Genomic DNA, 17,637 nt, shown 5'->3' with positions numbered 1-17,637 from the left:
GCTGTGTCGAGGGGTGCAGCGGGTGTGGACGGTGCCGATGTTCGGTGAGCGCGCGCCACGACTCGGTTTGGCGGGAGATCCGGATTTCGCCCTGGTCGGTGTGCTGAAGATCCCGGAGATCCGGACCAGTCCATGGCGTTCGCTGATGCGCCGGGTGCTGTTCGCCATCGGTTTGCTGTTCACCGCGGCTCTGGTGGTCTACGTGGGCCGCGACGGGTATCACGACAACGCGGGCGACGAGTTGAGTTTCCTCGACGCCTTCTACTACGCGACGGTCTCGCTGTCGACGACCGGCTACGGCGATATCGCGCCGATCAGTCCGGGGGCGCGGTTGGCGAATATCGTCATCATCACGCCGCTGCGCATTCTGTTCCTCATAGTGCTGGTCGGCACCACGCTCGGCGTGCTGACCGAACGGTCCAGGCAGGCGTTCAAGATTCAGCGATGGAGGCGCGGGGTGCGCAATCACACGGTGGTGGTCGGCTACGGGACGAAGGGGCGCACCGCCATCGCGGCCATGCTCGGCGACGGGGTGCGGCCCACCGATATCGTCGTGGTCGACACCGATCCGGCGGCGTTGGCGGTGGCGAACAACGCGGGTCTGGTCACCGTGCACGGGTCGGCCACCCAGTCGGATGTGTTGCGGCTGGCGGGCGTCCAGAACGCCGCCGCCGTGATCGTGGCGACCAACCGGGACGATACGGCCGTCCTGGTCAGCCTCACCGCCCGCGAACTCACCAAGAAGGCCAAGATCGTGGTCGCGATTCGCGAGGCGGAGAACACCCACCTGCTGCGCCAGTCCGGCGCGGATTCGGTGGTGGTGTCCTCGGAGACAGCGGGCAGGTTGCTCGGTCTGGCCACCACCACCCCCAGCGTGGTGGAGATGATGGAGGACCTGCTCACCCCCGAGGCGGGTTTCGCGATCGCCGAACGCGAGGTGGAGGCGGCCGAGATCGGCGGCTCGCCGCGCCATCTCGGCGATATCGTGCTCGGCGTGGTGCGCGAGGGGTTGCTGCTGCGGGTGGGCGAACCCGAGGTCGACTCGCTGGAGTCGGGGGACAAGCTGCTCTATATCCGGCGCACCGGCAAATAGTCGCGCCGGATAGTCTCGAAGCGTGTCCTTTGAACTGAATGCTGTTCCGGTGCTTTCGCGTTCCGTCGTCGACCGGGCCGAGGAGGTGCGCGGCGACGAGCAGGCGCTGCGGAACGGCTGGTCGGAGGCCAAACTGCTGCGGGTGACGCGGCGCGGCCAGGTCCGCTACAGCGCGGGTGCGCTGCTGTTCGACAAGGCCGTCGAATTGGGTGCGGAGCCGGATCCGGCGGCGGTCTTCCTGGGTATCGACGCGGGTAGCCACGTGTGGGCGGTGCGCGAGGACGAACTGTCCGGGGAGGTGGCCGATCTGCGCGCGATGAGGGCGGTCGACGATCGGGTGGCGGGTCTGGTGACCACGGCGGTCGCACTGCTGAATTGGCACGATCATGCCGGATTCCACGCCGCCGACGGTTCGGCCAGCACGGCGGTGAAGGGCGGTTGGTCGCGGCTGAGCGCGGGCGGCAAGGAGGAGTTCCCGCGCATCGATCCGGCCGTCATCTGCCTGGTGCACGACGGCGGCGACCGGGTGCTGCTGGCCCGCCAGCACACCTGGCCGGAGACGCTGTTCTCGCTGCTGGCCGGATTCGTGGAGGCGGGGGAGTCGCTGGAGCGGTGCGTGGCGCGCGAGATCCGCGAGGAGGTGGGCGTCGATGTGCGCGATATCCACTACCTGGGCAGTCAACCGTGGCCGTTTCCGCGTTCGCTGATGATCGGTTTCGAGGCCGTCGCCGATCCGGAACAACCTTTGGTCTTCGCCGATGGCGAGATCGCCGAGGGGTACTGGTTCACCAGGGACGAGGTGCGTGCCGCCTTGGCCGAGGGCGATTGGTCGGCCCGACGGGAGGACCGGCGCCTGCTGCTGCCCGGCTCGATCTCCATTGCCCGCACCATCGTGGAGTCTTGGGCGCAGGGTTAGGCCCGGACTCCGGCACAGCCTCACGCCGCACGAAAGGTGCGGCGTGGACGGATGTTTCGGGTCAGCTCAGCGCGGCGAGTGCCTGCTTGACCTGCGCGAGTGACGGATTGGTCGCGGTCGAACCGTCGGCGTACCGCACGGTCGGCACCGTGTGGTTGCCGCCGTTCACGCTGCCGACGAATTCGGCCGAGGCCGGGTCCTGCTCGATATCGATTTCCACGTAGCCGATGCCCGCCTCTTCCATCTGCTTCTTGAGCCTGCGGCAGTAGCCGCACCAGGTGGTGGAGTACATCGTCACGGCGGGGGTCGCGTTAGTCACGGGTGGTTCAACACCGCGGGGTCCACAACTGTTCCAAGGTCGGGGTTGACAGCGCATTTAATAAGCGCGCATACTAAATGCATGACGCAGATCGGCACCGCACAGACCACCACGACCATCGCCCCCGCCGCCTTCTTCGCCAAGTGGGCCGATATGGGCACCTGGCACGAATGGAACCTCGACACCGAATGGGCACGCCTCGATGGCCCCTTCGCCGAGGGCTCCACCGGAGTGCTCAAGCCCAAGGGTGGCCCCAGGACCAAATTCGTCATCACCAAACTCACCGACGACGAATTCATCGACGTCTCCAAGCTGCCGGGCGCGCGACTGATCTTCGCCCACCGCGTCGAAACCGCGGGCGAGCACACCACCGTCACCGTGACCGTCACGATGGAAGGTCCACTCGCGTTCCTCTGGGCCAGGATCCTCGGCGGCGATATCGCCAAAACCCTGCAGCACGACCTGGACGGGCTGGTCGAGGCCGCCGCGGGGGTGGCGGTATGACCACCGACCGAATTGGGGAATTGTCCTGCGGCGCGGCCTGATCGAGCTCGCCCCGAACGAACACGCCCGCATCGCGCGGGCCATGCTGGAACCGCGGTCGAGAGATATGCCGCAATCCGCTCCCGCCGACAGTTCCGGTACGAGCCCCCGTCGAGGAGGACGATGAGTGAACACCCCGCTTTGCGCAGCGGATTCGCCGCTGCCGACGAAAGCAGCGGACTATTGCTCTGGCAGGTGACCAATCGCTGGCAGGCGGCCCAGCGCTCGGCCCTGGCCCCCTTCGACCTGACCCACGTCCAATTCGTGCTGCTCGCCTCGCTGACCTACCTCGCCGCCCGCGCCGCGGACCCGGTCATGCAGCGCGACCTGGCCGAACACGCCGCCACCGACCCGATGATGACCTCCCAGGTGCTGCGCGCGCTCGAACAGAAAGGTCTGATCGAACGCCGCGACCACCCGAGCGACCGCCGCGCCAAATCCCTGGCGCCAACCGAAGCCGGTGCCGCGCTGGTCAATCGGGCGATCGTCGCGGTCGAGGACTGCGATCGGGAATTCTTCGAACCGCTCGGCGCGCACGGGCCGGACTTCGCCGCCGCCCTGCGCCTGCTGCGCGAGCGGGCCTGACGGACCGACGATGCCGCCCGCGGCGGGCGGGAGATTTCCGTACCGCTGGGCCGGACCCTGTCGGTGCTCGCTGTCATGATGGAGCGCGTGTCAGCCCACGAACTCGACGCGCTCGATCCCGAACAGGCCGCGGCGGTCACGGCGCCGCGTGGTCCGGTGTGCGTCCTCGCGGGGGCGGGCACGGGCAAGACTCGCACCATCACCCACCGCATCGGACATCTGGTCGCGGCGGGTCATGTGAAGGCGGACCAGGTGCTCGCGGTCACCTTCACCGCTCGCGCCGCGGGTGAACTGCGCAATCGCCTGCGCGTCCTCGGCCTCGGCGGCGCGGCCAATCAGGTGCAGGCCAGAACATTTCACGCCGCCGCGCTGCGGCAGTTGCGCTACTTCTGGCCACAGATCGTCGGCGATGTGCCGTGGCGGCTGCTCGACGGCAAATTCCCGGTGGTCGCGCAGGCCGCCCGCCGCGCCGGACTGCCCACCCACACCGAGAGCGTGCGCGACCTGCTCGGCGAGATCGAATGGGCCAAATCCTCGCTCATCGCCCCGGAGGACTACGCGGCCGCCGCGTCCAGGCAGCATCGCGACGTGCCCTACGACGCGGCCCGTGTGGCCGAGGTGTACACCGCGTACGAATCGCTGAAAACCACCCCCGACGGCCTGCTGCTCGACTTCGACGACCTGCTCCTGCACACCGCCGCCGCGCTGGAGGACTATCCGGCCGTCGCCGACGAATTCCGGGGCCGCTACCGCAGTTTCGTGGTGGACGAGTACCAGGACGTCACCCCGCTGCAGCAGCGCGTCCTCGACGCCTGGCTCGGCGATCGCGACGACCTCACCGTCGTCGGCGACGCGAACCAGACCATCTACTCCTTCACCGGGGCCACCCCCGGCTACCTGCTCGACTTCTCCCGCCGCTTCCCGGAGGCCACCGTCGTGCGGCTCGAGCGCGACTACCGCTCCACCCCGCAGGTGGTCTCGCTGGCCAACAGGGTGATCGGGGTGGCGCGGGGGCGTATCGCGGGCACCCGCCTGCAACTGATCGGTCAGCGCGCCGACGGTCCGGAACCGACCTTCGCCGAATACCAGGACGTTCCCGCCGAGGCGGGCGCGGTCGTCGCGAGTATCAAACGGATGATCGCGGCGGGCGTGCCCACCGCGGAGATCGCCGTGCTCTACCGGATCAACGCCCAGTCCGAGGCGTACGAGCAGGCGCTCACCGAACAGGGCATCCCCTATCAGGTGCGCGGCGGGGAGGGTTTCTTCCAGCGTCCCGAGGTGAAGCAGGCGGTGGTGGCGCTGCGTCAGGTCGCGTCCCGCGACGATCTGCCCGCCGAATCACGCAGCGGCACAGCGATCGTCAAGCTGGCGCGGGCCGCGCTCGGCCCGCTCGGGCTGACCGCCGCCGAACCGGTGGGCGCGCAGGCGCGCGAGCGCTGGTCGGCGCTCACGGCGCTGGTCGCGCTCACCGAGGAACTCACCGCCCAGGACGCGGCACTCGATCTGCCCGGTCTGCTGCGCGAGCTGGCGGCCCGCGCCGAGGCCCGCCATCCACCCACCGTCCAGGGTGTGACTCTCGCCTCTCTGCACGCCGCCAAGGGGCTGGAGTGGGACGCGGTCTACCTGGTCGGACTGTCCGACGGGACCATGCCCATCGCGCACGTCCTGGGCGAGGACGGTTCGGTCGCCGATGAGGCGGGGCTGGAGGAGGAGCGCAGGCTGCTCTACGTGGGCGTCACCAGGGCGCGCGAACATCTGCAACTGTCCTGGGCGCTGGCGCGCGGTGAGGGCGGTCGCCGCACCCGCAGGCGCTCGCGCTTCTTGAACGGCCTGATTCCAGACGATTCCCCGGCCTCGCGCATCGCGGCCCCCACCGCCGAATCCGTGAGTGCGGGCGCGCGCCCGTACTGCCGGGTCTGCGCGAAACCGCTGATCGGCACCTATGCGACCATGCTCGGCCGCTGCCGCCGCTGCCCGGCCGAACTCGACGCCGAACTCCTGGGGTTGCTGCAGGAGTGGCGCACCGATAAGGCGGCCGACCTACAGGTGCGCGAATTCGTGGTCTTCACCGACACCACCCTCACCGCGATCGCCGAACAGTTCCCCGCCGACGACGCGGCGCTGGCGGCCATCCCCGGAATCGGTGCCAAGAAGATCGATCAGTACGGCGCGGAGGTATTGGCACTGGTGGCGGCCAGACACCGGCAAGACCCGAAAACCGCAGGTAGAAAATAGGTTGTCCACTTCGGCTACTTTGCATATGGTGGATAGCACGCAGCGGGAGGGCATTCCGTTGCGCGACGACAGACCATCGGACTTACGAGCACAGGAGGGAGGCACCACGATGAGCTTCAAGACCTTCAACGCGATCGGCGTTGGGATGACTGCGCCCGTGGCGGCCTCCAGGGGGATCCTCGCCTTGCAGGGGATCGGACTGTCCTTCGGCAGCGCCTTCGACACGATGCACCACCTCGCGGACAGCCGCGATGTGTTCGCGCAGTCGCCCATCGAATCCGTCATTCAGGACATGTCCCACGCGGGGTGGCACCCGGCATTCGCCGAAGCGGCAGTCGGAGCCATCGCTATCGATAACGCCAATAAGCAGGCATATCTGCCGTTTGGCGTCGATAAGCAGGCAGCACGCCTCCGCGCCGCACACCCAGCGTCCGTGAACAGGTCTCGACACAGATGTCGACCTAGGTAGGGAACAAACTCCCCGACCTCCTGGCCACGGATCGCGCACCGCGAAACCGTGGCCAGATTTCTTCGGCTCCTCAGCCAACTGGCACCGGTTTCGCGATACCGAAACGAACCGCTGCAAACGAGTTGAAGGAGAACCGACGTGTTCACCGCAGAGTGCTGGCCCACGGCCACTGCTGACGGAACATGCCGAACCGTGGCAAGGCCGACCCGTGGCCGGGAGGTGTCCCTGTCCCTGCCCTGCCGAGTAGGCGATCCCGATCTGTGGTTCGCCGAGAGCCCGGTCCAGTTGGAACAGGCGAAGGCCCTGTGTGAGTCGTGCCCGATCCGAAAGGGCTGCCTGACCGCAGCCATCGATCGGCGCGAGCCGTGGGGTGTTTGGGGCGGTGAGATCTTCGACCAGGGTGTCGTGATCGCCCGCAAGCGCCCGCGCGGACGTCCGCGCAAGGTCGCGGTGCCGGCGTGAGCTTACGGCTCATGATCCCGGCCACCCGACCCTCCCTCCCTCCGGTCGCTGCGGCCTGCGGTCCTCACGGACCCCGGCGGGTCCAGGAACGAGAAAGCAGACGCGCCGCCCACCCCGAGATCCGGTGGGCGGCACGCCTGCGTTCCCATATCGTTACCCGGATACCTCGACCCGGGCGAAATCACGTACCCGACAACATGATCAGTGCCGGGCGTCATCGCATCCGCTCAGGCGAAGTCGCGCCGACCGAGTTCGTAGAGCGCGCTCGGCGCAACGCTGATCTCAAACGGCCGCTCCACGACCAACACCTCGTCGGCGGTCACGACGCTGTTGGTGACGTAGCGCCCCCGCTCGAGATCGAGGGCGTGAATCCGAGGCACCGGCCGAAAATCCACGATCCAGTAGTGCGGAATCCCCACCATCGCGTACTCGTCCCGCTTGATCTTGCGATCGTGCGCCTCACTGCCGCTGCGGGGCGACACCACTTCGGCCACCAGCAATAGATCCGAGGGGTCTATGAAGATCTCATCCTCGGCGAACCCGGTCTCCTCGGCCTTCGCTTCGAGAATGAACACATCCGGCTTCCGAATCCCGGACGGAAGCTTGAACTCGTACTCGCCCCCATCGACCAACACATCGGCATTGGCACGCCGAGCGGCCTCGATGAACAGATGACGCAACCCACGACCCATCCGATTGTGGCGCAGCGAGGGCGACATCTTCTCGATCAGCCATCCGTTCCAGAGTTCGAAGCCTTTCCCCTCCTCGGGGCTGTTGCGAAGATCCTCCGAAGTGTATGGCCCGATCCCGAAGGATGGGCCGAAGTCGTGCGCAGCACTCACAGCTTCTCCTCGGTCTCTGTGGCAACAACTGAGTTGAAGTCTAGGCCGCTTTTCGTCGGATTCGGGTTGTGCGTGGCATAGATTTCGGGTCGCGGGTTCGCGAGATTCGAAACGACCGCTTCGCGGGCGGGTTGGGCCGGTTCAGCTTGCGGAGCGCTCCTCGCGCAGGCCGGGGAGCCAGGTATTGGCCAGACGCATGAAGGGGATGGTGGCGTCGAGTTGGGCGCAGATGCCGATGGATCCGGCCAGGACTCGGCAGATCATCACGTATTCGGCCGGAAGTTGCATGGCGCGGGCGGTTTTCATCTCCGGGCTGGTGATATCGGAGGCGACGCCTGCGACCCGCTGCATCCACTTGCGGGTGAAGTGGAAGGATTCGGTGCGAATCGGGTCGGTGAAGGGGCGCAGATAGTCGGCGATCTCGCGGTCGGTGACGGTGCGGCCCGGAATGATCCACCCATTGGTATGTAGCAGTTCGGCGAGGGTGTCGAACCTCTCTTCGACCGCCAGGCCGAGAATGCGGCCCAACTCGTCCGGGATGCCGTGCGGCAGTGGGGCGCACGCGCCGAAATCGATGACCGCCAAGCGACCGTCGGGCAGCATCATGAAATTGCCCGGATGCGGGTCGGCATGCAGCAGGCCGACGATTTCCGGTGCGCAGAAATGGAATTGACCCATCAGGAAGGCCACCCTGTCGCGCTGGTCGCGCGTGGCCGCCGGGTCCTGGGCGCCCGCGGTGATAATGGCCGAGACCGGGGTGCCGTCCAACCATTCGGAGACGATGACCTTCGGCGCGCCCGCGACCACCCTGGGCACCACATACTCCGGATGGCCCTCGAAGGCCTTGGCGAAGGCGCGCTGATTGGCGGCCTCGTTGCGGTAGTCGAGTTCCTCCTCGGTGCGCTCGGTGATCTCGGCCAGGATCGGCTTGATATCGGCGCCGGGAATGACGGCGGCGATCAGACCCGTCATGCGGGACAGGGTTTTGAGGTCGGCGCGCAGCGCCTCGTCGGCCCCCGGATACTGCACCTTCACCGCGACGGCGCGGCCATCGGACCAGACCGCGCGATGCACCTGCCCGATACTGGCCGAGGCGGCAGGCTCGTCGTCGAAGCTGCGGAAACGGTCGCGCCAGCGGGTGCCGAGTTGCTGATCGAGCACCCGGTGCACCGTTTTGGCGGGCATGGGTGGGGCGGCGGCCTGGAGTTTGGTGAGCGCCTCGCGGTAGTGCTCGCCGTACTCCTCGGGGATGGCGGCCTCCATGACGCTGAGCGCCTGGCCGAACTTCATCGCGCCGCCCTTGAGTTCGCCGAGGACGGTGAACAGTTGCGCGGCGGCCTTCTGATTCAGTTCGGCGCTGATCTCGGTGCGATCCCCGCCCACGAGCCGCTTGCCGAAGCCCACGGCGGCCCGCCCGGCGATGCCGAGCGGAATACTGGCCAACTTGGCATTGCGGGACGAGCGACGGCGCACGATCTCTGACACGTAACCATCATTGCCGAAAGACCCACCGATCGGCCATGCCCATCTCGAGGTGTTCGCTTGGCGGACTGGAACTATCGATCCCTCCCTCATGCGGGCACCGCACTCACAATGCGACATTCACACGCCGGATTGCGCTCCCAGCGCCGCAAATGGACCTGATGCGAGCAGAGATCCAGTTCCAAGGTGGCGTCCAGGGTGTCGGGCTCCTGCTGCGGGGAGCAGCGCAGGATAGCCTCCAGTTCGCGCAGGGCCAGCGCGGCGGTGGCGGCGATCCCGGAATGGGAGGCGTAGCCGACCCGATTGAGCAATTGGGCGGCCAGGTGCGGCCAGGCGGCGTCGTATTCGCAGCGGGTGAGGTCGGCGCAGCGCAGACAACTGGTGGCGCCCGGCAGCACCAGCGGGCCGACCACGCCTTTGGGCGCTCGCATGCGGACCTGCAGGTGCGGGATCCGGTAGCGCAGTAGATCGGCCACCAGGCGCGGGTCCGGGACGACGGTGTCGGTGAGTACGACCAGATCGGATTGCCAGGTGTCGACCCGGATTTCGGGGTCGAAGTCGCGGGAGCGGGTGGGGCGCAGGCCGAGTCGACGCAGGCCGTTGCCCAGCGCGTCGGACAGTGGGCCGAGCCCGTGCACGTGGATCGCGCGAATATGTGCGGCGGGCGGCTCCGGATGCACCAGCAGCCCCGCCGCGTCGATCTCGGTGAGCAGCGCCACGGCACGGCCCGGTTCGAGACCGTATTCCCCGGCGCGCCAGATGATTTCCGGGCGGGAGCGCAGACCGTCCAGCAGACGGAGGAAGCCGAGGACGGCCTCGATCTCGACATCCTTGGGTGTGAGCAGCAGGGCGTACTCCTGGTCGACGCCCAGTTGGATCGCACCACCGGGACGGCGCAGGACGGCAACCGCCGGATCCAGCATCGGGCCGTGTCGTGTCGTCATGGCCACGAGTATGGGCGATGCCGTGCTGCGGAAAGCCCGCGAAACCTGCGGTTATCCACAGGATTTCGCGGGCTTCACAACGTGGGGATCAGGACTGGTCCTTGGGGCTGTCGGAGCCCTCACCCGCCTGCTTGCGGCCCTGCTCCCGCTCGGCGCGCTCGCGCGCCTCCGTCTCGGCCAGTTGTGCCAGCGGGTCGTCGAAGGCCGTCGCGCCGCCGCCCATCACCCGGTCGATGAAACCGGCGGGGGAGTCCAGATCGGTGGAATCGGGCAGCAGATCCGGATGCGCCCACACCCCGTCGCGCTGCTCCATACGGGCGTCGGTGGTCAGCCGCCGCCACAGCGCCGCCGCCTCGCGCAGCTTGCGCGGCCGCAACTCCAGCCCGACCAGGGTGGCGAAGGTCTGCTCGGCGGGACCGCCGGTGGCCCGGCGCCTGCGCAGCGTCTCCGACAGCGCCTCCGCGCCGGGGAGCCGGTCGCCGATGGCCTCGGTGACCACCACCTCCACCCAGCCCTCGATCAGCGCGAGCAGGGTCTCCAAGCGCTCGAGCGCCGCCTTCTGCTCCGGCGTGGTCTGCGGTTCGAACGAACCCTGCGCCAGGATCTCCTCCAGCCTGGCCGGATCCGCGAGCGCCGCAGGATCGATGTTCTGGGCCGCCGCCTCCAACGAGGAGAAGTCCATCTTGATGCCGCGCGAGTACTCCTCGACCGTGCCCAGCACCTGCTGGCGCAGCCACGGCACATGCGCGAACAGCCGCTGATGGGCGGCCTCGCGGGCGGCGAGGAAGACCAGGATCTCGCTCTCCGGGCGCTCGAGACCCGCGCTGAATTCGGAGATGGCGGTGGGCAACAGCGCCGCCGTGCCGCTGGGGCCGAGCGGCAGACCGATATCGGTGGAGGTCAGCACCTCCTTGGCCAGCTGGCCCAGTGCCTGACCGAGCTGCGAGCCGAACGCCAGCCCACCCATCTGGCCGAGCATGCCCAGCATCGGCGCCGCGTACTCCTTGGCCTCCTCCGGCATCGAGGCGGTCCACATGCTCGAGATCTGCTGGGCCACCGGATCGCAGAGCCGCTTCCAGGTGGGCAGCGTTTCCTCGATCCAGTCGTTGCCGGTCCACGCCACGGTGCGGGTGGCCCCGGCGGGCAGCGTGGTGGCCGCGTCGAGCCACAGTTCGGCCAGGTGCGACGCATCGGCGACGGCCTTGGCCTGGCCCTGGGAGATCGGGTTCACACTCGCGCCGAGCTGCTGGCGGGCCAGCCGCTTGGCGACGTCGTAGTTGACCGGGCCGGACGGCATGCCCGGCCCGCCGACGCCACCCATACCGCTGAGCATCTGACCGATCGAGGTCAACATTTGACCCAGCTGTGCCGGATCGAATCCACCGACGCCGGATCCGCCGATGGCGAAGCCGAACGGATTGCTCGCGCTCGGGTTCTCCGCACGCCCGCGCGCCGCATCCTCGTCGCGCTTGCGCTCGTCATCGTCGCGATTGGAGAATCCGAACGGAGTGTCACTCATGGTCACAACGTTACGCGGCCGGTGTTACCGGATCATGAGCGGCGGCTGTGGGATAGCCGCTGTCCGCGCAGAGCGAAATCCGCGATCGGGACAATCCGCGCCTGTGCCGCGCCGTCGCGAGGGTCATCACTACTGTGGTCCGAGTGAATCGTCGGATCCTCACCCTGTTCGCCGCCCTGATCCCGATCGTCGTACTCGGCGTCGGGGGCAGCATGGTCACCGTGCCGTTCGTCGCGCTCGGACCGGGACCCACCGTGAACACCCTGGGCGAGGTGCAGGACAAGCAGGTCGTCGACGTGCGCGGCGTCCCCTTGGATCCCACCAGCGGACATTTGAATATGACGACCGTCTCGGTGCGCGACGGGCTGAGTATCTTCGAGGCGTTCGGATTCTGGCTCAGCGGTGAGCACGGGCTGGTCCCGCGCGCGGAGGTGTACCCGCCGAACAAGAGCCGCGAGGAGATCGACCGCTCCAACCAGCAGGACTTCTCCGATTCGGAGAGCAACGCCGAGATGGCGGTCATGCGCTACCTGCACCTGCCGACGGCGGTCCTGGTGCGCAAGGTCACCGAGGACGGTCCGGCCAAGGATGCGCTGCGGGTGGGCGATCAGTTCGTCAGCGTGAACGGCGCGCCGATCAACGCGCCCAAGGATGTGGTCGGCGCGGTCTCCGCACAACCGCCGGGCAGCCAGGTCGCCATCGTGGTGCTGCGCGACAACCAGGAACAGACCGTCTCGGTCGCCCTTGGCGCGCGACCCGGCGATCCCGGCAAGGGCTACCTGGGCATCAACACCGGTGAAGGGGCGCGCCAGCCCATGCAGGTCACCTTCAACCTGGCCGATATCGGCGGACCGTCGGCCGGTTTGATGTTCAGCCTGGCGCTCATCGACAAGCTGACACCCGGCGAACTCGACGGCGGCAAATTCGTTGCGGGCACCGGAACCATCGATCAGGAAGGCAAGGTCGGCCCGATCGGCGGCATCCAGTACAAGATGATCGCCGCGCGCGACGCGGGCGCGGAAACCTTCCTGGTGCCCGCGGGCAACTGCAATGAGGCCAGAGCGCGCACGCCCGACGGGTTGCGGCTGGTGAAGGTCGACAATCTCGAGGGCGCGGTCAAATCCCTCGACGACCTCAATGCCGGCCGCGACGTCGTCGGCTGCGGCTGACTACTCGAAGGTGTTCAGCAGCGCCTCGACCAGGTTCGGGGCCAGATTCGGATAGGTGCGCAGGTCGAGTTCGGCGCCGAAATCGTCCTCGTCCTCCGGGCGCAGTTGCAGCAGACACAGCGACTGACCCTCCCGCAGCACCGCCGCGAACAGGCGCGCCTCGCGCCGCTCCGGATGCGCCACCGCGGCGGCGCGGGCGGCGGCATCGGCGGCGTCGTGGTCGGCCAGCAGCGGGGTCAGCGCGTCGTCGAGCGTGCTCTCGGCGGTGGGCGGTAGCACGACGATCTCCTGCACCAGCAGGCAGCCGCGCACGGCGGGCGGCCAACTGGTGGTGGCCAGGAATTCGTCGAGCGCCATCGAGCCGCCGGAGATATCGTCCGGGAACGCCTCCTGGGCGACGGGCGTCAGCTCGCTGCCGTCCTCCAGTTGGTCGAGCAGGGCGGGTTCGGCCGCGACCAGATCGGCCGTGGGCACCAGCGCGAACATCTGCGGCGGACGGCCCCACCCCTCGGCGTCGACGAACTCGGCGACCTCCCGGACACAGCGGGCTAGGACGAGTTCGGCGTGCAGGTCTGCGGTCACGGTGCCCATCCAATCAAATGATCGCCGCGGGTTCGCACGCGATGGCGCGCATCGCGGTGTGGGCAGGCAAATCAGACACACGCCGTAGAGTGGGCCGGAAACGCAAACATAGGACTGCGGTGCGGCGGAGGGCGGAACGGCCGCCGGACGCGCGCCGCCGGACCCTTGGGAGAGTGGCACCGTGGGCATGCGGCCCCCCACCGGATTACCCTCGCTGTCCCGACGCAGCCGCGTGCTGCTGGTGGCAGCCATCGTGCTGGCGGCGTTGCTGCTGCTCGGACCCCGGTTGACCGATACGTATACCAACTGGCTGTGGTTCGGCGAGGTGGGCTTCCGCAAGGTGTATCTCACGGTGCTCGGCACCAGGGTGCTGCTTTTCCTCGCGGTCGCGGCCTTCGTCGCGGTGCTGGTGTGGTTGGCGATGCTGCTGGCCTACCGCAGTCGCCCGGTATTCGTTCCGGTCAACGGCCCGAATGATCCGATCGCCCGCTACCGCACCACGGTGATGGGCAGGTTGCGGCTGTTCGGCATCGCTGTCCCGGTGCTGCTGGGGCTGCTGTCCGGGCTTGTCGCCCAGTCCAATTGGGTGACGGTGCAGCTGTTCCTCAATGGCGGCAGTTTCGGCCAGACCGATCCGCAGTTCCACCTCGACGTCGGCTTCTACGCCTTCGACCTGCCGTTCTACCGCATGGTGCTGAACTGGCTGTTCGTCACCTCGGTGATCGCCTTCTTCGCGAATCTGGTGACGCACTACGTCTTCGGCGGTCTGCGCCTGTCCGGGCGCGAGGGTTCGCTCACGAAGCCGGCGCGCATGCAGTTGGCGCTGCTGGCCGGAATCTTCGTGCTGCTCAAGGCGATCGCGTATTGGTTCGACCGCTACGAACTGCTGTCGAGCGGCCGCAAGGAACCCACCTTCACCGGCGCCTCCTACACCGATATCAACGCGGTGCTGCCCGCCAAGCTGATCCTGCTGTCCATCGCGGTCATTTGCGCTGTCGCCTTCTTCGCCGGGATCGTGCTGCGCGATCTGCGGGTGCCCGCCATGGCGGCGGCGCTGCTGGTGCTCTCGTCCATCCTGGTCGGCGCGGTGTGGCCGCTGGTGGTCGAGCAGTTCTCGGTGCGCCCGAACGCGGCAACCAAGGAGTCGGAGTACATCCTGCGCAATATCGAGGCCACCCGCCACGCGTACGGCATTACCCCCGACAAGATCGACTACCAGAACTACAAGGGCGACGGCACCAAGAATCCGCGCGATGTCGCGGCCGACCGCACCACCATCGCCAATATCCGGCTGCTCGATCCGAATATCCTCTCGCCCACCTTCACTCAGTTGCAGCAGCGCAAGAACTTCTACGGGTTCGCCAACCCGCTCGATATCGACCGCTACCGGATCAACGGCGAAGTGCAGGACTTCGTGGTCGGCGCGCGCGAACTGGAACCGCAGAGCCTCAAGGACAACCAGACCGACTGGATCAACCGGCACACCGTGTACACCCACGGCAACGGCTTCGTCGCCGCACCCGCCAACCGGGTGAACAAGGCGGCCGCCAAGGACGCCGCGCAGGCCGCGGCCTCGGGCGACAGCGGCTACCCGGTCTTCGCCGATGGGGCCACCAGCTACATCAGCGACCTGTTCACCCCGCTCGACCGCCAGGCCATCAAGGTCGAGCAGCCGCGCATCTACTACGGTCCGCTGATCTCGCAGTCCAATGCCGACTACGCGATCGTCGGCGGGGTGGACGGCCAGCCCGCCCGCGAATACGACACCGACCAGGCCCAATTCACCTATGGCGGCCAGGGCGGCGTCTCGATCGGCAACTGGTTCAACCGGCTGGCCTTCGCGGCCAAGTATGCCGAGCGCAATATCCTGTTCTCCGGTGCGATCGGCGACAACTCCAAGATCATCTTCAATCGCAATCCGCGCGAGCGCGTCCAGAAGGTGGCCCCCTGGTTGACCACCGACGGCAGCGCCTACCCGGCCGTGGTGGACAAGCGCATCGTCTGGATCGTCGACGCCTACACCACCCTCGACAACTACCCGTACGCGCAGTCCACCTCGCTGGAGGGCGCGGTCGAGGACAGCATCGACCAGAAGACGGGTCGGCTGGTGCCGCGCAAGCAGGTCAGCTACATCCGCAACTCGGTGAAGGCCACCGTCGACGCCTACGACGGCACGGTGACCCTCTACGAGGTCGACTCCACCGATCCGGTGCTCAAGGCGTGGCGTGGCGTGTTCCCCAACGCGGTGAAGCCGGAGAGCGACATCTCCCCGGAGTTGCGCTCGCACTTCCGCTACCCGGAGGACCTGTTCAAGGTGCAGCGCGAGATGCTCACCAAGTACCACGTCAACGATCCGCGCGAATTCTTCACCAATAACGCGTTCTGGTCGGTGCCCAGCGATCCGACCGTGGAGGGCGGCAACTTCAAACAGCCGCCGTACTACGTGCTCGCAGGCGACCCGAAGACCGGCAAACCCGTGTTCACCCTGACCAGCGCGATGGTCGGCTTCAACCGGAACTACCTGTCGGCCTACATCTCGGTGCGTTCGGATCCCGACAGCTACGGCAAGTTCACGGTGCTCACACTGCCCACGGATTCGCAGACGCTGGGTCCGCAGCAGACGCAGAACACCATGACCATCAATGACGAGGTCTCCCGCGATCGAACACTGCTGCAGGGCTCCAACAAGATCCGCTACGGCAACCTGCTGACCCTGCCCATCGCCGACGGCGGCATCCTCTATGTCGAACCGCTGTACACCGAACGCAACAGTGGTCCCAACACCTCGACCTTCCCGCAGTTGGCCAGGGTGCTGGTGAGTTACCGCGACCCGGAATCGGGAACCGTGAAGGTCGGCTACGAACCGACCCTTGCCGCGGCATTGGATCGACTGTTCCCCGGCAGCGGTAGCGCGGCAACGGCGCCCGGTGGCGAACCCACACCTCCTGCGGGCGGTACGCCGCCCGCGCCGGAGCAGGGGACGGCACCCGCGCCCAGCAGCGGCAATCCGCCGCCGCCCGGGCCGTCCACCACTCCGGGCAAGGACGCGGCCGTGCGCGAGTTGGACGCGGCGCTCGGGAATCTGCACGATGCGCAGCGCAGCGGTGACCTCGGTCAGCTCGGTGCGGCGTTGAACCGGTTGGATCAGGCCATCAAGGCCTACGAGGCGGCCGGGAAGTAGTCGCCGAAAACAGCAGCGGTGCCACCCTCTTCGCGAGGGTGGCACCGCTGCTTCGTTCTCGGGATTAGCGGATTTCGGTCATTGAAATCTGCCTGCTATTTCGGTCTCAGCGACCGAAGGAATCGATCAAAGCGCTGTTCTGCTGCAGGATCTGCTCGTACTGCTGCTCCAGGCCGTACTGGCGGGCCAGATCCGTGCCGACGGACTTGGCCTGGTCGACCAGTGCCTGCTGGCTGCCCGGCGCGGGGGCCGAGGGCGCGGGGGCTGAGGGCGCGGGGGCGACGGCCGGTTCGGGCTCGGGTTCCGGTTCGGGTTGGGAAACGCCCGAGCTGAGGTACTGGCCGCAGACCGGCCAGGCGCCGACGCCCTGGGAGTTCAGCACATTCTCCGCGACACGGATCTGCTCGTCCTTGCTCGCGTGCGAGGGGTTGCCCGCACCGCCATGCGCACTCCAGGTGCTCTGCGTGAATTGCAGACCGCCGTAGTAGCCATTTCCGGTGTTGATACCCCAGTTGCCGCCGCTCTCGCACTGTGCGACGCCATCCCAGTTGTGGGCGGCGGCCGACGCGGTCGCGGTGGACAGACCGAACGGGACCGCAACGAATGCCCCTGCTACGGCGACGTAACCGAGGGCGCGGGTGCTGAACTTTCGGTGGTGAGACATGTCGTTTCCCTCCCTGCGCCCACCCGCCCGGCCGATACTGCGCTGCCGGTTCCCTGCCCCCAAGGTCGTCGGGGATCCTCTAGCCGCGGGGCAGGGGTTGCTTGTTCGTGCCGGTGTGCGACGGTTCGAGTTCGAGCCCATCACGGTTGATCCGGGCCGTGAAACGACGGTAACGAACAAATCACTGTCAATCACATCTTGATAACGAGACCATTCTATGATGGGAATCGATCCGAAATCCCGGTTTTTGCAGGTAGTTGCGAATTTAAGAATGGAATCCGGCCGGTCTGTAATAGTGTCGTTATGTGACCGAGATCACTCTGAAATCGTGGGGTGTGTCACATTCTTCGGCTTGACCTAGATCGACTGTGGCGTTCGCCGCCGAAATCGCCCTGCTCGCGCGACACGCCACCCCGTCCTCCCCTCCGAATATGCGGGTCGGGCGTGTCGCTCAATGAGCCGCCGACCTGCGCCGCACCCCCGTTCAGTAGGCGATTTGCCTTCTGTGCGTAGCTGTGTGTAATGTTGTGTTACCGACGCGGGGTGGAGCAGCTCGGTAGCTCGCTGGGCTCATAACCCAGAGGTCGCAGGTTCAAATCCTGTCCCCGCTACAAATGTCCAGGTCAGGAAGT

Annotated in this window: 16 protein-coding genes and 1 tRNA gene; 10 read left to right on the top strand and 7 right to left on the bottom strand. The window is 67.2% G+C overall.

Going from position 1 to position 17,637, the window contains the following annotated elements; genetic code table 11:
- The first annotated feature begins 37 nt into the window (after positions 1 to 37).
- Together D5S18_RS01125 and nudC are read left to right on the top strand one after the other, a co-directional pair.
- Positions 38 to 1,093 (top strand): potassium channel family protein, encoded by a 1,056-nt coding sequence (locus D5S18_RS01125; RefSeq protein WP_120037314.1) that lies wholly within the window; start codon positions 38 to 40, stop codon positions 1,091 to 1,093.
- Positions 1,094 to 1,115: 22 nt separating this feature from the next.
- Positions 1,116 to 2,009, top strand: coding sequence for an NAD(+) diphosphatase (gene nudC, locus D5S18_RS01120; RefSeq protein ID WP_120037014.1), 894 nt, complete (start codon positions 1,116 to 1,118; stop codon positions 2,007 to 2,009).
- Between the two features lie 61 nt (positions 2,010 to 2,070).
- Here the strand turns inward: nudC and D5S18_RS01115 are convergent, their stop codons facing one another.
- On the bottom strand, positions 2,071 to 2,301 hold the full coding sequence (locus D5S18_RS01115; protein WP_239003472.1) for a mycoredoxin: 231 nt from the start codon (positions 2,299 to 2,301) through the stop codon (positions 2,071 to 2,073).
- A gap of 108 nt (positions 2,302 to 2,409) precedes the next feature.
- Between D5S18_RS01115 and D5S18_RS01110 the strand changes: the two genes are divergently transcribed.
- The 5 genes from D5S18_RS01110 (at position 2,410) to D5S18_RS01090 (ending at position 6,622) form a co-directional block, all read left to right on the top strand.
- The gene (locus D5S18_RS01110; RefSeq protein ID WP_120037010.1) at positions 2,410 to 2,832 is read left to right on the top strand and encodes an SRPBCC family protein; all 423 of its coding nucleotides are present in this window, start codon (positions 2,410 to 2,412) and stop codon (positions 2,830 to 2,832) included.
- A gap of 162 nt (positions 2,833 to 2,994) precedes the next feature.
- The gene (locus D5S18_RS01105) at positions 2,995 to 3,456 is read left to right on the top strand and encodes a MarR family winged helix-turn-helix transcriptional regulator (RefSeq protein WP_120037008.1); all 462 of its coding nucleotides are present in this window, start codon (positions 2,995 to 2,997) and stop codon (positions 3,454 to 3,456) included.
- Positions 3,457 to 3,534: 78 nt separating this feature from the next.
- On the top strand, positions 3,535 to 5,691 hold the full coding sequence (locus D5S18_RS01100; RefSeq protein ID WP_203236534.1) for an ATP-dependent DNA helicase UvrD2: 2,157 nt from the start codon (positions 3,535 to 3,537) through the stop codon (positions 5,689 to 5,691).
- A 109-nt stretch (positions 5,692 to 5,800) separates the two neighbouring features.
- Positions 5,801 to 6,160 (top strand): hypothetical protein, encoded by a 360-nt coding sequence (locus D5S18_RS01095; RefSeq protein ID WP_147403801.1) that lies wholly within the window; start codon positions 5,801 to 5,803, stop codon positions 6,158 to 6,160.
- 192 nt (positions 6,161 to 6,352) lie between these two features.
- A complete protein-coding gene (locus D5S18_RS01090) occupies positions 6,353 to 6,622 on the top strand; it encodes a WhiB family transcriptional regulator (RefSeq protein ID WP_239003454.1) in 270 nt (89 codons plus the stop codon).
- A gap of 227 nt (positions 6,623 to 6,849) precedes the next feature.
- Here D5S18_RS01090 and D5S18_RS01085 read toward each other — a convergent pair whose 3' ends face one another.
- From D5S18_RS01085 to D5S18_RS01070, 4 genes are all read right to left on the bottom strand, one after another.
- A complete protein-coding gene (locus tag D5S18_RS01085; protein ID WP_120037000.1) occupies positions 6,850 to 7,464 on the bottom strand; it encodes a Uma2 family endonuclease in 615 nt (204 codons plus the stop codon).
- 141 nt (positions 7,465 to 7,605) lie between these two features.
- A complete protein-coding gene (locus D5S18_RS01080) occupies positions 7,606 to 8,949 on the bottom strand; it encodes an ABC1 kinase family protein (RefSeq protein ID WP_120036998.1) in 1,344 nt (447 codons plus the stop codon).
- An 86-nt stretch (positions 8,950 to 9,035) separates the two neighbouring features.
- On the bottom strand, positions 9,036 to 9,890 hold the full coding sequence (locus tag D5S18_RS01075) for a hypothetical protein (RefSeq protein WP_120036996.1): 855 nt from the start codon (positions 9,888 to 9,890) through the stop codon (positions 9,036 to 9,038).
- Positions 9,891 to 9,978: 88 nt separating this feature from the next.
- Positions 9,979 to 11,409, bottom strand: a complete 1,431-nt coding sequence (locus D5S18_RS01070) for a zinc-dependent metalloprotease (protein WP_120037312.1) — start codon at positions 11,407 to 11,409, stop codon at positions 9,979 to 9,981.
- A gap of 143 nt (positions 11,410 to 11,552) precedes the next feature.
- On the opposite strand from D5S18_RS01070, the gene D5S18_RS01065 reads away from it, so the two are divergent.
- Positions 11,553 to 12,578, top strand: a complete 1,026-nt coding sequence (locus tag D5S18_RS01065) for a YlbL family protein (RefSeq protein ID WP_120036994.1) — start codon at positions 11,553 to 11,555, stop codon at positions 12,576 to 12,578.
- Here D5S18_RS01065 and D5S18_RS01060 read toward each other — a convergent pair whose 3' ends face one another.
- Positions 12,579 to 13,169 (bottom strand): PPA1309 family protein, encoded by a 591-nt coding sequence (locus tag D5S18_RS01060; protein WP_120036992.1) that lies wholly within the window; start codon positions 13,167 to 13,169, stop codon positions 12,579 to 12,581.
- A 172-nt stretch (positions 13,170 to 13,341) separates the two neighbouring features.
- Between D5S18_RS01060 and D5S18_RS01055 the strand changes: the two genes are divergently transcribed.
- The gene (locus D5S18_RS01055; protein WP_120036990.1) at positions 13,342 to 16,341 is read left to right on the top strand and encodes a UPF0182 family protein; all 3,000 of its coding nucleotides are present in this window, start codon (positions 13,342 to 13,344) and stop codon (positions 16,339 to 16,341) included.
- A 106-nt stretch (positions 16,342 to 16,447) separates the two neighbouring features.
- Here the strand turns inward: D5S18_RS01055 and D5S18_RS01050 are convergent, their stop codons facing one another.
- Positions 16,448 to 17,005: a transglycosylase family protein gene (locus D5S18_RS01050; RefSeq protein ID WP_120036987.1), complete on the bottom strand. Its 558-nt coding sequence runs from the start codon at positions 17,003 to 17,005 to the stop codon at positions 16,448 to 16,450.
- Positions 17,006 to 17,542: 537 nt separating this feature from the next.
- On the opposite strand from D5S18_RS01050, the gene D5S18_RS01045 reads away from it, so the two are divergent.
- A tRNA-Met gene (locus D5S18_RS01045) sits at positions 17,543 to 17,616 on the top strand.
- Positions 17,617 to 17,637 lie beyond the last annotated feature (21 nt).

It is taken from the genome of Nocardia panacis, assembly GCF_003598715.1.
Lineage (GTDB): Bacteria > Actinomycetota > Actinomycetes > Mycobacteriales > Mycobacteriaceae > Nocardia > Nocardia panacis.
This window is presented reverse-complemented; position numbering and strand designations above follow the sequence as displayed.